We start from the raw sequence: 15,726 nt of genomic DNA, 5'->3' as shown, positions 1-15,726 counted from the left end.
CCCGCGCCCGTCGCGGAGGGCGCCCGTCGCGGAGGGCGTGCGGGAGGAGCGGTGAATCTCAGGCGGGGAGCAGGCCGTGGACGTCCGCCAGGAGCTCCAGGGAGCGGAGCCACGCCTTCCGGTCGGGCGCCGCGGAGACGACGATCAGCTCGTCCGCCTGGGCGAGCCGGGCGAAGCCGGCGAGGTACTCCTCCACCTCCGCGGGGTTCCCGACGGCCGAGTACGTGGTCATCTGCGCGATCTGCCGGCCGGCGGGGGACAGGAGGATGCTGTCGGCCTCCTCCGGCGTCAGGGTGCGGCCGGGGGTGAGGAACCGGCTGACCCTCATGCGCTTGGCCGCCAGGAACTGCTCCTGCGCCTCCTCGGTGGTGTCGGCCGCGATGACGTTGACGCCGGCGATGACGTACGGCTGCGCCAGCTGCGCGGACGGCTTGAACTCGCGCCGGTAGACGGCGACGGCCTCCTCCAGCGCGGTGGGCGCGAAGTGGGAGGCGAAGGCGTACGGGAGGCCCAGCGCGGCGGCGAGCGTGGCCCCGAACAGCGAGGAGCCGAGGATGTACAGCGGCACGTCGGTGCCCTTCCCGGGCGTCGCGTCCACGCCCGGGATGCGGGACTGGCCCGTCAGGTAGCCCTGGAGCTCCAGGACGTCCTCCGGGAAGGCGTCGGCGGACATCGGGGTGCGGCGCAGGGCCCGCATGGTCTGCTGGTCGCTGCCGGGCGCCCGGCCGAGGCCGAGATCGATGCGCCCGGGATGCAGGGTCTCCAGGGTCCCGTACTGCTCGGCGATGGTCAGCGGGGCGTGGTTGGGCAGCATGACACCGCCCGCTCCGAGGCGGATCGTCCGGGTGTGCGCGGCCACGTGGGCGATGAGGACGCTGGTCGCCGAGGACGCGATGGAGGGCATGTTGTGGTGCTCCGCGTACCAGATCCGCCGATAGCCCCACTCCTCGGCGTGCCGGGCCAGGTCCACACTGGCGTTCAGGCTGTCGCGCGCCGTCTCCCCGTCGCCGATGTAGGCGAGATCGAGGATCGAGAGTGGAAGAGCCATGGGGGTCAAGCCTTTCGTCGCGGGCGACCAGTGGTATGCGGGCCGGCGGTCCGGTTCCTCGCACGCTGTGCAACCACGGCGGGCGCGTGCTTATTTCGCGGAGGTCGCGTACGGCCGCGGCCGGCGGCGGGCTGCGGAAGTCCCATGCCCTCACGGGTCCCTTTGTGGCAGCATGGCCGGCGGGCCGGCGATCATGCCGACTCGCTGTAACGGCCGCTGTCACGGCCGGTCTCGAAAGGGTTTGAACGGATGCGCAAGACGATGAAGGCTCTCGGTCTGGCTGCACTGCTGGGTGCCGGGACGATCGTCATCAACCCCGCCCCCGCCCTGGCCGCGGGCTACACCCCGGAGGCGGCCTGCGCCAAGCAGTCCGGGTACGGCGGCTGGACCCACGTCTCGGACAACAAGCGGACGCTGAAGAACGGCAACTCCGTCTGGGGCTACGTCTACCTGATGTGGAACCACAGCCACCTGACCAACTGCGTCACGGTGATCAAGACGGCCTACGCCGGCACCCCCACCTACACCCAGGCCATCCTCAAGCTCCAGGGCGGCGGCGCCTACCGCGACCCCGGCACCCTGACCGCGAAGAAGTACAAGTACTTCGCGGCCGCCATCGGGTACGGCAAGAAGCAGTGCGTCGACTTCGAGGGCTACACCACCGACACCCGCAGGGACTACGGGATCGCCTCGGCCAAGCGCGGACGCTTCGCCAACTGCGGCTGACCGGCGAGGGCGCCGCTAAGCGACCGTGACCCCCAGCAGGTGGCCCAGGCCGAAGGTCACGGCCGCGGCGCCGACGCCCAGGGCGAGCTGGCGCAGGCCGCCCAGCCACCACGGCCGGGCCGTCATGCGCGCCACCGCCGCGCCGAACCCGAACAGCGCCAGCACGCTCAGCACCACCGCCACCGTCAGCCCCGACGCCCCGAACAGGAACGGCGCCAGCGGCACCAGCGCCCCCACGGCGAACGCCCCGAACGACGACGCGGCGGCCAGCCGCGGCGAGGGCAGGTCGTCGGGGTCCACGCCCAGCTCCTCGCGCACGTGGACGCGCAGCGCCTGCTCCGGGTCGGCCGACAGCCCCGCCGCGACCTTGCGTGCCAGCTCGGGGTCCAGCCCGCGCGCCCGGTAGAGGGCGGCCAGCTCGGCCTGCTCGCCCTCCGGGTTGCGGGCCAGCTCGCGGCGCTCCACGGCGATCTCGGCGCGCATCAGCTCGGTCTGCGACTTCACGGACGTGTACTCGCCGGCGGCCATCGAGCACGCGCCCGCCACCAGCCCGGCGAACCCGGCCAGCACCGCCCCGCGGCCCGCGCCCGCGGCGCCGACCACACCGGCGATCAACGCGAAGTTGGAGACGAGTCCGTCCATGGCGCCGAACACGGCCGGCCGCAGCCACCCGCCGGTCACGTCACGGTGGGTGTGGTGCTGTTCGGGGGAGTACGGCTGCGCGAGCTCCACGGTCATGAAAAAGCCTCCAAATGCCTATATCTCCCTGAAATTTAGGCATAGTTTCGGAGGAGTCGCAACGAAGGCGAGGCTTGCCTGACCTGCGGCGTTACCGGGAGAGCGGGAGGCGACTCGAACGCCTGATCGGGCCTGGTCCGGGGTAAGGGCGCGTCCGTGGACGTGCTCACGGGAGTGACCGTGAAGGGGGGCGCAGCGATCCCTGTGCTCGTGCGCCCGCCTTCGCGGATTCGGCCTCCGGACCTCAGGGGCCGGTGCGCAGGAACGGCCGTGCCCGGTCCGCGGCAGCTCGTCCCGTGCCCGGTCCGGCGGCGTGCCGGGGCGCGGGCAGGGCGACGCCGTGGATGAGCGCCGAGCAGTCGGCGATCGCCCCCGTCAGCAGCTCCCGCAGCAGCGCGTCCGGGTCGGGGATGCACGCCTGCACGATCCCCACCACCGAAAGCTGCACCGCGTTGGGCGCGGCGTAGCGGCGGAAGCCCTTCTCCGTGATGCGCGCCGCCCGGCTGAAGTTCCTCGCCTGCTCGGCCGCGCGCGGCACCTGGGCCATCGCCCATTCGCTGCGCTCGCCCATCCGGCCCGACGGGACCCCGTCGAGGCGGCACAGCATCTCCTCGGCCGCCAGCACGGACACCGCCAGCGCCAGTTGCCGTTCGGCGGCGGCCACCGGCAGCGCCGTCGTCGCGCACCTGATCGCGATCCGGGCGTCGACCCGCAGGTCGTCGCTGGCCAGGCCGATGATGGACGGGACGAGCCCGATGAGCTCACCCCGCTTGTCGTCGCTCGTGTTGTCGTTGACCAGGCGGGCGAGCGCGGCCAGCAGCGGGTGCGTGCAGGCCGGGTGGTCGCTCCACCGCTCGCCGGCGAGATAGGACGCCAGCTCCATGAAGCAGGCACCGCGCTTCGGGTTGCGATGTCTCCCTCGGGACAGGACCGGCATGAGATCAAGGTGATTGTCCACGGGTGCTCCAACTCGACGGATCGCCGTCTTTCCAGTCTGCGCCGCAGATCGCGTGAGCGCCAGTGATGGCATGTTCCCGTCGTACGCACCCGGAACCCCGAGGCCGCCGTTCGCGACCACTGGCCGGTATGTCTTTTCGCGCCCGGCGCCGGTGGACGGCTTCTCGCCGCCGTCCGGCTCGGGCGGGCATGTTCTGCGGGTGGGCCGCCGGGTAGGTAGCTGGTCGGAGACATCGAGACAGGGGGCGCCGGGTCATCGGCGAGGCGTGAACGGTCCGCGGCGGCGTCCTCGCCACCAGGAGAACCCAAGGCCGACAGCACGATCACAGAGATCGAAAAGGAGAGCGCCCGGGGACGGGCCCGTGCTACGTTGCCGACACTTCTCGACTTGAGCACCGGGCGGCGGCCGGGGTTGCCACAGCCGCGCGGGGCTCCTCATCCGGATGGGGGCACCGACGGTGAGGTGGGCGCTGCTGCTCGCTGCCGCGACGACGCTGTGGTTGGCACAGCCCGCCGCGGCCGAGGTCGCCGAGGTCATGGACACGGCGCGGACGCCGCAGACGGCGGCGCTCTCCACGGGTCCGGCGGGGACGGCCGGGGAGGGGCGGGTCGTGTTCGTCGGCGTGCCCGGCCTGCACTGGGACGACCTCGACCCGGCCCGCACGCCCAACCTTTGGCGGCTGGCCGGTCAGAGCGCGCTCGGCTCGGTGTCGGTCAAGACCGTCGGCACCGTCGCCTGCCCGTACGACGGCTGGCTGACCGTGTCGTCCGGCGTCCGCTCCGCGGTCGGCCACGGCTGCGGGCTGCCGCCCGAGCCCCAGGTCAGCGGCGAGGGCGCGGTCGTGCCCGGGTTCCGGGAGCTGCGCGGCCTGCGCGACGGCGCGTACGCGGGCACGCTCGGCCAGGCCGTGCACGCCGCCGGCCAGTGCACGGCGGCGGTCGGCGGGGGAGCGGCGCTCGCCCTGGCCGACCTGGAGGGCAAGGTGGACGTGTACGCGCCCGAGCCCGCCGCGCTGGCCGACTGGTCCCGCTGCCGGGTGACGGCCGTGGACGTGGACGAGCTGATCACCCCGTACCTCTCCGGCGGCAGGCTGCCCGCCGAGCCCGAGGCGCTCACCCCGGCACGGCGCGAGGAGGCGGTGCGCGCCGCCGACGCGAAGGTCGGCGAGGCGCTCGCCAAGGTGCCCGCCGGCAGCGACGTGGTCCTGGCCGGCATCGGCGACCACGGCACCGTGCCGCACCTGCGCGTCGCGATGTGGAAGGGCGCCGGTGCCGAGCCGGGGGCGCTGCTCGGCACCACCTCGACCAGGCGCGAGGACATCGTCATCCTGCCCGACATCACGCCCACCGTGCTGGCCGCCGCCGGCATCGAGGCGCCGCCGACCGTCGTCGGCGTCCCATGGCGGCCCGGCAGCGTGCTGCCGCTCGGCGAGGCCGCCGCCCACCTGCGCGAGGCCGACCTGACCGGCACCACGGTGCGCTCCACGACCGGACTGTTCTTCACCGGGTTCGCCGTCGTTCAGGTGTCGTTCTACGTCGTCGCCTACCTGCTGCTGACGCGCCGCAGGCGGCCCTACGCGGTGGGCGTCGCGGCCCTCGCCGTCGCCTCGATCCCCGTCTCCACGTACCTGGTGAACCTGCTGCCGTGGGTGCGGGCCGGGGTGCCGGCCGCGGCGCTCGTCGGCGGGGTGCTGGGCTTGGCCGCCGTGATCGTGGCGGCGGCCCTGGCCGGCCCGTGGCGGCGTCATCCCCTCGGGCCGCCCGCCGTGGTCGCCGGCGTCACCGCCGCCGCCCTGGTCGGCGACCTGCTGAGCGGTACGACCCTGCAGTTCAACAGCCTCATGGGCTACACCGCCGTGGTGGGCGGCCGCTACTACGGGCTGGCCAACATCCCGTTCGCGCTGCTGGCCACCGCCGTGCTCATGGTGACCGCCGTCGCCGCCGACCACCTGGTGCGCGTCGGGCGCAGGAGGGTGGCGGTGACGCTGGTCTCCACGCTCGGCCTGATCGCGATGCTGCTGGCCGGCTGGCCCGGTGTGGGCAGCGACTTCGGCGGCGTGATCGCGTTCGTGCCCGGGATCGCGGTGACGGCGATGCTGGTGGCCGGCAAGCGGGTGTCGGTGGTCAAGCTGGCCGGGTTCTGCGTGCTGGGCGGCGTGGCGGTGTCGATCATCGCGATCCTGGACCACACGCGGCCCGTCGCGGCGCAGACGCACCTCGGCCGGTTCGTCGGCCAGGTGATCGACGGGACGTTCCTGCCCATGATCGGCCGCAAGCTCGGCGCGATGCTCAACACCATGCTGTCGCCCAACCTCATGCCGATCGTGATCGTCGGGCTGGCGTTCCTGGTGTTCGCGCTGCTGCGGCCGGCCAAGGTGAGCGCGGGCCTGGTGCCGCAGGCGTTCGCCCGGGCCCCGATGCTGCGGGCCGGCCTGGTGGGCGCGCTGGTCAGCGGCGTGGTGGGCATGCTCGTCAACGACTCCGGCACGGCGGTGCTGTCCATGGCCGTGTCCTTGGCCGTGCCGCTGGTCCTGTACGCGGGGCTGCGCTCGCCGGAGGCCGCCGAGCCGGCGGACGCGGCGGCGGCGGAGGACGCGGAGGACGTGGAGCGCCGCGGGGCGGCCCCCACCCCGGCCTGAGCGCCCGCCCCCTCGCTCCTGAAGTTTTCTTTTAGTTCATTGCCAAGTCTTGAAAGTTATAGCCACGAGCGATTGAGTTCGGTCGTGCAGACCCTCCGTTACGTGGCCGCCGCCGCGTCCGTGCTCCTCTTAGGTGTCGCGGTCCCGGCGCAGGCCGACCCCCAAGCTCCCGCCGAGGACGCGCTCAAGGCGTCGTCCTACACCCCCGCCTCCACGCTGCTCGCCGACGCCGCGGCCACCTCCACCACCGCCACCCAGCGGCTGGAGACCGACAAGCGGACCAGGCCCGTAGCCCCCGGCGTCTCGCTCACCTCGTTCGACCGCTACGACGCGCTCGGCTGGCTGCGCGGCGACGCCCTCACCGCCGACCTGGGCAGCGCCAAGGCCGACTACGTGTACTCCGGCGAGGTCACCAAGACCGAGCCGCTGTCCGGCCCGGCCGGGCGGGCCCGTGCCGTCGCCGCCGTCAACGGCGACTTCTTCGACATCAACGCCTCCGGCGCCGCCCAGGGCGTCGGCGTCCAGGACGGCACCCTGATCCAGTCGCCCGTGGCCGGCCACGAGAACGCGGTCGCCATCACCGGCGACGGCGTCGGCCGCGTCCTCAAGGCGTACTTCGAGGGCACCGCCACTCCCTCGGGCGGCGCGCCGATCGGTCTCACCCAGTTCAATCAGGTCATCCAGAAGGACGGCGTCGGCCTGTTCACGCCGCTGTGGGGCTCGTACACGCGGGCCCGCGCCGTCGAGGGCGCCTCCGCCGTCACCGAGGTCGTGCTGGTGGACGGGGTCGTCACCGAGGTACGTCAGGCGGCCGGCACCGGCGCCATCCCGGCGGGCACCACCGTCCTGCTCGGCCGGGACGCCGGCGCCGCCGCGCTGGCCGCGCTCAAGTCCGGCGACCACGTGGACGTCGCGTACCGGCCCAAGGCGTCCGACGGCAGCACGCTCAAGGCCGCGGTCGGCGGCAACTACGTGCTGGTCAAGGACGGCGTCGTGCAGACCTCGTCCGACCCGGCCGCCCACCCGCGCACCGCGGTCGGCTTCTCCGCCGACGGCCGCAAGATGTACCTGCTGACCGTGGACGGCCGCCAGGCCGACAGCCGCGGCGTCACCCTGAACGAGCTGGCCGCCATGATGGCCGAGCTGGGCGCCGCCAACGCCCTCAACATGGACGGCGGCGGCTCCTCCACGCTGCTGGCCCGCGAGCCCGGCCAGGCCGCCGTCCAGGTCGAGAACAGCCCGTCCGACGGCGGCGAGCGGCACGTGCCCAACGGCCTGGCCCTGTTCGCGCCCGAGGGCAGCGGCAAGCTGAAGGGCTTCTGGCTGGAGACCGCCGGCGACCCGTCGCGCGTGCCCGGCACCGGCCCCGTCGCGGGCGGCCGGCCCGACCGCGTCTTCCCCGGCCTCACCAGGCGGCTGAGCGCCGCCGGCTACGACGAGACGTACGGCCCGGCAGCCGGCACCCCGTCGTGGCGCTCCGAGCCGGCCGTCCATGGCGTCGTCCGCGACGGCAGATTTCACGCGCTCGTGCCCGGCCAGACCACCGTCACCGCCTCCCGCGGCGCCGCCAAGGGCACGCTGGAGCTGACCGTGCTCCAGCCGCTCCAGCGGCTCGGCCTCACCACCGACCGCGTCGGCCTGCCCGGCGCCTCGGGCAGCGCCTCGTTCGGCGTCGTCGGCTACGACCGCAACGGCAACTCCGCGCCCATCGAGCCCGCCGACCTGTCCCTGTCGTACGACAAGGACCTGTTCGAGGTGACCCCGTCCGACCAGGGCTACTTCACGGTCAAGGCCAGGAAGGAGACCGGCTCCGGGCTCATCACCGCCAAGGTGGGCCAGGTCAGCGCCGCCGTGCCCGTCACCGTCGGCTTCGAGGACAAGCCGGTCGCCGGGTTCGACGACGCCGCGTCCTGGACGTTCGCCGCTGCCCGCGCCACCGGCTCGCTGTCGGCCGCGACCGGGCAGAGCGGGGGCGGCCTCAAGCTGTCCTACGACTTCACCCAGTCCACCGCCACCCGCGCCGCGTACGCCAGCCCGCCGCAGCAGATCGTGGTGCCGGGGCAGCCGCAGGGGTTCGGGATGTGGATCAACTCCACCGGCAAGGGGGAGTGGCCCAGCCTGGAGTTCTACGACGCGCTCGGCCAGTCGCAGATCCTGCGCGGGCCGTACATGACGTGGACCGGCTGGAAGTACGTCGAGTTCGCCGTGCCGGCGGGCGTCAACTACCCGCTGCGCCTGCGGCGCTTCTACGTGGCCGAGACGCGCGCCGACACGAAGTACACCAACGAGATCCTCATCGACGGGCTCGTCGCCAAGGTGCCGCCGTCCGTGTCGGCCCCGGCCGCCGCCAAGGTCGCCGACCCGGTGGTCCGGCCGGACGTGGCGGCGATGCCGTGGCGGTTCGCGGTCATGTCGGACGCGCAGTTCGTCGCCCGCGACCCCGACAGCGACATCGTCCGCAACGCCCGCCGCACGCTGCGCGAGATCAAGGCGGCCGAGCCCGACTTCCTGATCATCAACGGCGACCTCGTGGACGAGGCGTCGCCGGAGGACTTCGCGCTGGCCAAGCGGATCCTGGACGAGGAGCTGCGCGGCACCGTGCCGTACCACTACGTGCCGGGCAACCACGAGGTCATGGGCGGCAAGATCGACAACTTCGAGGCCGTGTTCGGCGACACGTACGGGACGTTCGACCACAAGGGCACCCGGTTCGTCACGCTCGACACCTCGCGCCTCAACCTGCGCGGCGGCGGCTTCGAGCAGGTGGCGCTGCTGCGTTCGCAGCTCGACGCCGCGGCCCGCGACGCCTCGGTCGGGTCGGTGGCGGTGCTGTTCCACGTGCCGCCGCGCGACCCCACGCCCGGCAAGGGCAGCCAGCTCGGCGACCGCAAGGAGGCCGCGCTGGTCGAGCAGTGGCTCGCCGACTTCCAGCGGACCACCGGCAAGGGCGCCGCCTACATCGGCGCGCACGTCGGCACCTTCCACGCCTCGCGGGTGGACGCGGTGCCGTACTTCATCAACGGCAACTCCGGCAAGAACCCCGCCACCGCCGCCGATGACGGCGGGTTCACCGGCTGGTCGCTGTGGGGCGTGGACCCGGTGACGCCGAAGGAGGCCGAGCAGGTCAAGCGGAACTGGTTCGTGGACGCGCCGGCCTGGATCGGCACGCAGGTGCGGCCGCACACGGACGAGCTCACGCTCACGGCGCCCGCCACGCTCGCCCCCGGCGGCACCGGCCGGGTCACGGCGGAGGTCAAGCAGGGGACACGGGCCGTGCCGGCCTCCTACCCGGTGTCGGCCGCCTGGTCGGGCTCGCCCAACCTGCACCTCGGCCCCGCCCGGACGGCCAAGCCGTGGCACGTGGCGGTCCTCGACCCGGAGACGGGCACGCTGACGGCGCGGCGCGCGGGACAGGTGACGGTCGCGGTCACGGTCAGCGGCGTCACCCGCCAGGCCACGGTCGCGATCTCCGCCAAGGCAGCCGCCTGACGCCCCGAGGGCGCTCGCCTCATCCGGCGGGCGCCCTCGCGGGGCTCACCGGTCCCGGACGGGGTCACGGTCCGCCCTCGTCGGAGGAGTCGCCGGCGTCTCTGCGGTCGCGGCGCTCGTTCCGGGCGGTGATGACGTTCTCTATCGTGAGGACGGCGATCACCACGAGCAGGACGCCGATCGGAATCAGCATGGCGGTATCGAATTCCGTCAGCATCGCCGCACCTCCCCCCGAGCCGAGGCGTGCAGGACTTACCTACCCGCAGGGTCGCGGCGAACCAGGACATGAACCAGGACGCGGGCGACGCGCCGGTGGCGACCCGATCCGTGCGCAGTGATGGGCGTCCCGTGGCGATAGCGTGACGCGCGGCCGGGCAGGCAGGGAGCGGCCATGACGGTCATCGGTCCACGCGATGAAGGGATGGCGATCATGTCTGTTGCGCTTCTTCGTGGAGGCACGCGGCGCCCGGCGGCGGGACTCGTCGTCGCCGCGGTGACGCTGGCGGCGTACGGGGGGACGATCGGGGCGGCGGCGCCCCAGGCCCAGGCCCAGGCCCGGGCGAGCACGTCCGTCGTGGTGACGGAGACGGAGTTCCACCTGGCGCTCTCGACGGCCCACTTGCAGCCCGGCGCCCACACGTTCAGGATCCGCAACGCCGGCCACGTCCCGCACGGTCTGTCGATCAAGGGGCCTCATGTCGCCGCGACGTCCGCGATCATTCCGCCCGGCGGCCGGACGTCGCTGTCGGTCACGCTGCGCAAGGGGACGTACCACCTGTGGTGCCCGGTCGACGCGCATCGCGCGCACGGCATGGCGACAACGATCAAGGTCAGGTAGCGCCCGCGGCCCAGGAGGACCGCCCGGTGGCATGGGGCGGGTGAACGGCGGGTACGGCGGGAGCGGAGCGGTGCCGAACCAGCGGAGGAGCGCCGATGGCCGCCGACCTCGCCGAGATCATCGACGACCTGCCCCTGGTGGACCACCACGTCCACGGCGCCACCGCGCACGACCTGTCCCGCCGCGCGTTCGAGGAGCTGATCACCGAGTCGGACCGGCCGGTGCCGGGCTGGATGACCTCCTTCGACTCGCAGCTCGGACACGCCATCCTCCGGCACTGCGCCCCCGTGCTGGGCCTCGACCCGCACCCTTCGCCCGAGGAGTACCTGGCGCGCCGGGCCCGGCTGGGCGCCGGTGAGGTCAACCGGCGGCTCCTCGGCGCCGCGGGCGTCGGCCACTACCTGCTGGAGACGGGCTACCGGGGCGAGGAGATCCTGGGGCCGGCCGGCATGGCCGAGGTCACCGGCGTGCCCGTGGACGAGGTGGTGCGGCTGGAGCAGGTCGCCGAGCGGGTGGCCGCGTCCGGCTGCGGGGCGGGCGCGTTCGCGCGGCGGTTCGCCGAGGCCCTGGGGGAGCGGTCCCGTACGGCGCGCGGCCTGAAGACCGTCGTGGCCTACCGTCACGGCCTGGAGTTCGACCCGTCCCCGCCCTCTGCGGCCGAGGTCACCGAGGCGGCCGGCCGCTGGCTGGCTGAGGCGGAGGCGAGCGGCGCGGGGGAGACGAGGTGGAGGGTCACGGATCCCGTGCTGCTGCGGCACCTCATCTGGACGGGCCTGGAACGCGGTCTGCCGCTCCAGTTCCACACCGGCTTCGGCGATCCCGACGTGGACCTGCGCCGGGCGGACCCGCTGCTGCTGCGCGGGCTCATCGAGCGGGCCGAGCCGACCGGGGTCCCGCTGATGCTCCTCCACTGCTACCCGTACCACCGCAACGCCGGCCATCTCGCCCACGCCTACCCGAACGTCCACCTCGACGTGGGGCTGGGCGTCACCTACACCGGCGCCCGCGCCGCCGCGCTGGTGGCGGAGAGCCTGGAGGTGGCGCCGTTCGCCAAGCTGCTGTTCTCCTCCGACGCCTGGGGGCCGGCCGAGCTGCACCACCTGGGCGCGACGCTGTGGCGGCGCGCGACGGCGCGGGTGCTGGGCGGGTTCGTGGCGGAGGGGGAGTGGTCGGCCGGCCAGGCGGCGCGGGTGGCGTCCCTGGTGGGCGCCGAGAACGCCGCCCGCGTGTACGGCCTGTCCGGCGCCGCCGCCGCGTCGCGAGCGCGCTCCGCCCGGCGTGAGGGCGGCAGGCTCATGGGTTGAGCAGGCGTATCGGCTCACCGGCGAGGAAGGCGTGGATGTCCTCGACCGCCTCCCGGTAGTACGTCCGGTAGTTGCCTGTGGTGACGTAGCCGAGGTGCGGTGTGGCGAGCACGTCGGGCAGGGTGCGCAGCGGGTGGTCGCCCGGCAGCGGCTCGGTGTCGAAGACGTCCAGCCCGGCGCCGGCGATGGAGCCGGCGCGGAGGGCCTCGATGAGGGCTTCCTGGTCGACGATGGCCGCGCGCGAGGTGTTGACCAGGTAGGCCGTCGGGCGCATCAGGCCCAGCTCGTGGCGGCCCACCAGGCCGCGGGTGCGTTCGCCGAGCACCAGGTGGACCGAGACGATGTCGGACCCCGCCATCAGCGCGTCCTTGGAGGCCGCGAGCCGCACACCGAGAGGGTCGGTCCGTTCCGCGGTGAGGTTCTGGCTCCACGCGACCACGTTCATGCCGAACGCCTGCCCCACCCGGGCGACCTGGCGGCCGATCTTGCCCAGGCCGAGCAGCCCGAGGGTGCTCCCGTGCAGGTCCAGCCCGACGCTCCGCTGCCAGGGGCCGTTCTCGCGCAGCGACGTCGCCTCCGGGACCAGCCGGCGCGCCAGGCCGAGGATCAGGGCCCAGGTGAGCTCGGCGGGCGGGGTGGGGCTGCTGGCCGTGCCGCACACCGTGACGCCGTGGGCGGAGGCGGCCTCCAGGTCGACGGCCGCGTTGCGCATGCCCGAGGTGATCAGCAGACGCAGCGCGGGCAACCGGGCGAACAGCGAGGCGGGAAAGGGCGTCCGCTCCCGCATGATCATCACGATCTCGCAGTCCTCGGCGGCCCGGACCAGGTCGTCGTGGTCGGTGATGTGCTCGCGCAGGCTCCGCGCCTCCACGGCCGACCAGTCGGCCATGGTGAGGGCGACACCCTGGTAGTCATCGAGAATCAGGCAACGCATCATGTCCGTGGACGTTACCGGGGCTCTCGCGGGCGGCCCTGACGGGGCCGGTGCGCGGTGGGGGCGTGAGCGCCGCGGCGGGCGAAGGGGTCAGAGTGCTTCGGCGATCAGCTCGGCGAGGTGGGTGGCCCGGCGGCCGGTGCCCTGGGCGATCTGGGTGCGGCAGCTGAAGCCGTCCGCCAGCACCGCCGTGTCCGGCGCGGCGGCCCGTACGGCCGGCAGCAGCACCTGCTCGCCCGCCGCCACCGACACCTCGTAGTGGCCCCGCTCGAAGCCGAAGTTGCCGGCCAGCCCGCAGCACCCGGACCTCAGCACGGTGTTGTCCACGCCCATGCGCCGCAGCAGCTCCGCGTCGGCGTCGAAGCCGCTGGTCGCGTGCTGGTGGCAGTGGGTCTGGCTGATCGAACGGCCGCCGGCCCCGGGCGGCTCCCACCCGGAGCGGACCAGCAGCTCGGCCAGGCCCACGACGGCCCCGGTGAGCAGGCGGGCCCGCTCGTCCCCGTGGAGCAGCTCCGGCAGGTCCGTCCTCAGCGCCGCGGTGCAGCTCGGCTCCAGCCCGACCACCGGCACACCTTCCTCCAGCGCCGGCCCGAGCGCGTCCAGGGCCCGGCGGCCGAGGCGGCGGGCCGTGCCGAGCTGGCCGGTCGTGAACCAGGTCAGCCCGCAGCACTGCGTGCCCGGCGGCACGCGGACCTCGTACCCGGCGCTCTCCAGCACCCGCACGCCGGCGCGCAGCACCGACGGGCTGAAGTGGTTGTCGAAGGAGTCCACCCAGAGCATGACCGGCCCACGCGTCGCCTCGCCGGCGGGGGACGGCCGCCGCCGGAACCACGACAGGAACGTCTCGCCGGCGAAGCGGGGCAGCTCCCGCTCGCGCGCGACCCCGCCGAGCCGCTTGATCAGCGGGGACAGAGGCGAGGACAGCACGGCGTTGACCAGGCGCGGCATCCGCGAGGCGGGCCGGGCCAGCAGCGGCAGCCAGCCCATCGAGTAGTGCGAGACGGGCCGCGGCCGGTGGCGGTAGTGGTGGTGCAGGAACTCGGACTTGTAGGTGGCCACGTCCACGCCGACCGGGCAGTCCACGCTGCACCCCTTGCACGACAGGCACAGGTCGAGCGCGTCGAGCACCTCCGGCGAGCGCCACCCCGTGGTGATCACCTGGCCCTGCGTCATCTCGTACAGCAGGCGGGCGCGGCCGCGCGTGGAGTCCTTCTCGTCCAGGGTGACGCGGTAGCTGGGGCACATCACCTCGCCCCGCTGATCGGCGGTGCGGCACTTGCCGACGCCGACGCAGCGGCGGGCCGCCCTGGCCAGGTCGCCGCCGTCGGAGCCGAGCGGCAGCACGGTGGCCAGCGGGACCGAGGGCCGGCGCGGGTCCACCCGCAGGTCGCCGTCCACGGGCCGGGCCCGGACGATCATGCCGGGGTTGAGGCCGCCGCCCGGGTCCCACAGGTCCTTGAACCGCTCGAACAGCGCCATGACCTCCGGCCCGTACATGAGCGGCAGCAGCTCGGAGCGGGCCTGGCCGTCCCCGTGCTCGCCGGACAGCGAGCCGCCGTGCTCGGCCACCAGGCGCGCCGCGTCCGTGAGGAAGGACCGGAACCGGGCCACGCCGGCCTCGGTGCCGAAGTCGAAGTCGATGCGCACGTGCAGGCAGCCCTCGCCGAAGTGGCCGTACACCGCGCCGCGCAGCCCGTACCGGTCCATGAGGGCGGTGAAGCCGCGCAGGTACGAGCCGAGCCGCGCGGGCGGCACCGCGGCGTCCTCCCAGCCGGGCCACGCCTCCGACCCGTCGGGCAGCCGGGTCGCCAGGCCGGCCCCGTCCTCCCGGATCCGCCACAGCCGCCGCGCCCGCCCGGGGTCGGTGACGGTCAGCGCGCCGGTGGAACCGGCCGACCGCCCGGCCGCCTCGCACAGCGCCCGCGCCCGCTCCGGCAGCTCGGCCGGGTCGCCGCCCAGCTCCGCGAACAGCCACGCCTGGCCCGCGGGCAGCGCCTCGATCTCGGCCCGGGTCGCCGGCCGGGTCACGATGCCGGTCAGCGCCCGGTCCAGCCCCTCCAGGGCCAGCGGCCGGTGCTCCAGCAGCGCGGGGACCGCGTCCGCCGCCTCACCCGCGCCGGCGAACCCGAGGACGACCAGGGCCCGCGCCGGCGGCGGCGCGACCAGGCGCACGGTCGCCGACAGGATCACCGCGCACGTGCCCTCGCTGCCGGCCAGCGCTCTGGCCAGGTGGAACCCGTGCTCGGGCAGCAGGTGCTCCAGCGCGTAGCCCGACACCTGCCGGGGGAAGCGGCCGAGCCCGGTCCGCAGCGTGGCCAGGCTGCTGCGGGCCAGCTCCGCCAGCGCGCCGACCAGCCGGCCGCGCTCGCCGCCCTCCGCGACGGCCGCCCGGACCTCCTGCTCCGTCATCGCGCCGACCGTCATCACGGTCCCGGAGTAGGTGAGGACCTCCAGCGCCACCAGGTTGTCGGCGGTACGCCCCCAGGCCAGCGAGTGCGAGCCGCAGGCGTTGTTGCCGATCATGCCGCCGAGCGTGCAGCGGCTGTGCGTGGACGGGTCCGCGCCGAACACCAGTCCGTGCGCGGCGGCGGCCTTCTGGAGGTCGTCCAGGACGGTTCCCGGCTCGACGGTCGCCGTGCGCGCCTCGGGGTCCACCGCGAGGACGCGGTTGAGGTACCGGGAGAAGTCGAGGACCACGCCCGAGCCGACGGCCTGCCCGGAGGTGCTGGTGCCGGCGCCGCGCGACGTGATCGGCACGCCCAGGCGGCGGCACACCGCCACCGCCTCGACGACGTGCCGCCGCTCGCGGGGGAACACCACGGCCATCGGGACCCGCCGGTAGTTGGAGGCGTCGGCGGCGTACTGGGCGCGCCGCCCCGCGTCGGCCGCCACCTCGCCGCACCCCGCCGCGCGCAGCGCCGCCACGAGCCGCGCGAGCTCACCGGCGGCCCCGGTGCCGCCCTGCGCGGTCGTCCGGGTGCCGGCGGGCGTGCCCAACGTGTGCTCCCTGTTCGTCCGCATTCCTCCGTCTCAGCTTGCGGGGCTGCCCGGCC

General features: G+C 74.2%; 11 protein-coding genes. 5 read left to right on the top strand and 6 right to left on the bottom strand.

Features of this window, described 5'->3' with window-relative positions; genetic code table 11:
* Positions 1–58: 58 nt before the first annotated feature.
* A complete protein-coding gene (locus tag ACIBG4_RS30530) occupies positions 59–1,048 on the bottom strand; it encodes an LLM class flavin-dependent oxidoreductase (RefSeq protein WP_397204748.1) in 990 nt (329 codons plus the stop codon).
* A 249-nt stretch (positions 1,049–1,297) separates the two neighbouring features.
* Between ACIBG4_RS30530 and ACIBG4_RS30525 the strand changes: the two genes are divergently transcribed.
* Positions 1,298–1,774, top strand: a complete 477-nt coding sequence (locus ACIBG4_RS30525; protein WP_310710115.1) for a hypothetical protein — start codon at positions 1,298–1,300, stop codon at positions 1,772–1,774.
* Between the two features lie 15 nt (positions 1,775–1,789).
* Here ACIBG4_RS30525 and ACIBG4_RS30520 read toward each other — a convergent pair whose 3' ends face one another.
* Both ACIBG4_RS30520 and ACIBG4_RS30515 read right to left on the bottom strand, forming a co-directional pair.
* Positions 1,790–2,512 carry a VIT1/CCC1 transporter family protein gene (locus ACIBG4_RS30520; protein ID WP_310710113.1) on the bottom strand — a complete coding sequence of 241 codons (723 nt, stop codon included), beginning with the start codon at positions 2,510–2,512 and terminating at the stop codon, positions 1,790–1,792.
* 244 nt (positions 2,513–2,756) lie between these two features.
* Complete coding sequence (locus ACIBG4_RS30515) at positions 2,757–3,470, bottom strand: hypothetical protein (protein WP_397204747.1); 714 nt, start codon at positions 3,468–3,470, stop codon at positions 2,757–2,759.
* 442 nt (positions 3,471–3,912) lie between these two features.
* On the opposite strand from ACIBG4_RS30515, the gene ACIBG4_RS30510 reads away from it, so the two are divergent.
* Positions 3,913–6,108 carry a hypothetical protein gene (locus ACIBG4_RS30510; protein WP_397204746.1) on the top strand — a complete coding sequence of 732 codons (2,196 nt, stop codon included), beginning with the start codon at positions 3,913–3,915 and terminating at the stop codon, positions 6,106–6,108.
* A gap of 84 nt (positions 6,109–6,192) precedes the next feature.
* Positions 6,193–9,597 carry a phosphodiester glycosidase family protein gene (locus ACIBG4_RS30505; protein ID WP_397204745.1) on the top strand — a complete coding sequence of 1,135 codons (3,405 nt, stop codon included), beginning with the start codon at positions 6,193–6,195 and terminating at the stop codon, positions 9,595–9,597.
* Between the two features lie 64 nt (positions 9,598–9,661).
* Here the strand turns inward: ACIBG4_RS30505 and ACIBG4_RS30500 are convergent, their stop codons facing one another.
* A complete protein-coding gene (locus tag ACIBG4_RS30500; RefSeq protein WP_397204744.1) occupies positions 9,662–9,790 on the bottom strand; it encodes a hypothetical protein in 129 nt (42 codons plus the stop codon).
* A gap of 237 nt (positions 9,791–10,027) precedes the next feature.
* Here ACIBG4_RS30500 and ACIBG4_RS30495 point away from each other — a divergent pair, with 237 nt between their 5' ends.
* Positions 10,028–10,435 (top strand): cupredoxin domain-containing protein, encoded by a 408-nt coding sequence (locus ACIBG4_RS30495; RefSeq protein ID WP_397204743.1) that lies wholly within the window; start codon positions 10,028–10,030, stop codon positions 10,433–10,435.
* A 95-nt stretch (positions 10,436–10,530) separates the two neighbouring features.
* Entirely contained in the window at positions 10,531–11,739 is a 1,209-nt protein-coding gene (locus ACIBG4_RS30490) for an amidohydrolase family protein (protein WP_397204742.1), read from the top strand.
* On the opposite strand, the gene ACIBG4_RS30485 is transcribed toward ACIBG4_RS30490, so the two are convergent.
* A complete protein-coding gene (locus tag ACIBG4_RS30485) occupies positions 11,729–12,676 on the bottom strand; it encodes a D-2-hydroxyacid dehydrogenase family protein (protein WP_397204741.1) in 948 nt (315 codons plus the stop codon). The genes ACIBG4_RS30490 and ACIBG4_RS30485 overlap by 11 nt on opposite strands.
* 87 nt (positions 12,677–12,763) lie before the next feature.
* Entirely contained in the window at positions 12,764–15,670 is a 2,907-nt protein-coding gene (locus ACIBG4_RS30480; RefSeq protein WP_397204740.1) for an FAD-binding and (Fe-S)-binding domain-containing protein, read from the bottom strand.
* Positions 15,671–15,726 lie beyond the last annotated feature (56 nt).

The sequence above is a fragment of the Nonomuraea sp. NPDC050383 genome (genome assembly GCF_044459125.1).
In the GTDB taxonomy this organism is placed as follows: domain Bacteria; phylum Actinomycetota; class Actinomycetes; order Streptosporangiales; family Streptosporangiaceae; genus Nonomuraea.
The sequence above is the reverse complement of the archived record's forward strand: the minus strand, read 5'-3'. Positions and strand labels throughout refer to the sequence as shown.

Bases quoted from the DNA above. Each gene is read 5' to 3' on its own strand.
- ACIBG4_RS30530 (WP_397204748.1), bottom strand. From the start codon at position 1,048: ATGGCTCTTCCACTCTCGATCCTCGATCTCGCCTACATCGGCGACGGG.
- ACIBG4_RS30525 (WP_310710115.1), top strand. From the start codon at position 1,298: ATGCGCAAGACGATGAAGGCTCTCGGTCTGGCTGCACTGCTGGGTGCC.
- ACIBG4_RS30520 (WP_310710113.1), bottom strand. From the start codon at position 2,512: ATGACCGTGGAGCTCGCGCAGCCGTACTCCCCCGAACAGCACCACACC.
- ACIBG4_RS30510 (WP_397204746.1), top strand. From the start codon at position 3,913: ATGGGGGCACCGACGGTGAGGTGGGCGCTGCTGCTCGCTGCCGCGACG.
- ACIBG4_RS30500 (WP_397204744.1), bottom strand. From the start codon at position 9,790: ATGCTGATTCCGATCGGCGTCCTGCTCGTGGTGATCGCCGTCCTCACG.
- ACIBG4_RS30495 (WP_397204743.1), top strand. From the start codon at position 10,028: ATGTCTGTTGCGCTTCTTCGTGGAGGCACGCGGCGCCCGGCGGCGGGA.
- ACIBG4_RS30490 (WP_397204742.1), top strand. From the start codon at position 10,531: ATGGCCGCCGACCTCGCCGAGATCATCGACGACCTGCCCCTGGTGGAC.
- ACIBG4_RS30485 (WP_397204741.1), bottom strand. From the start codon at position 12,676: ATGATGCGTTGCCTGATTCTCGATGACTACCAGGGTGTCGCCCTCACC.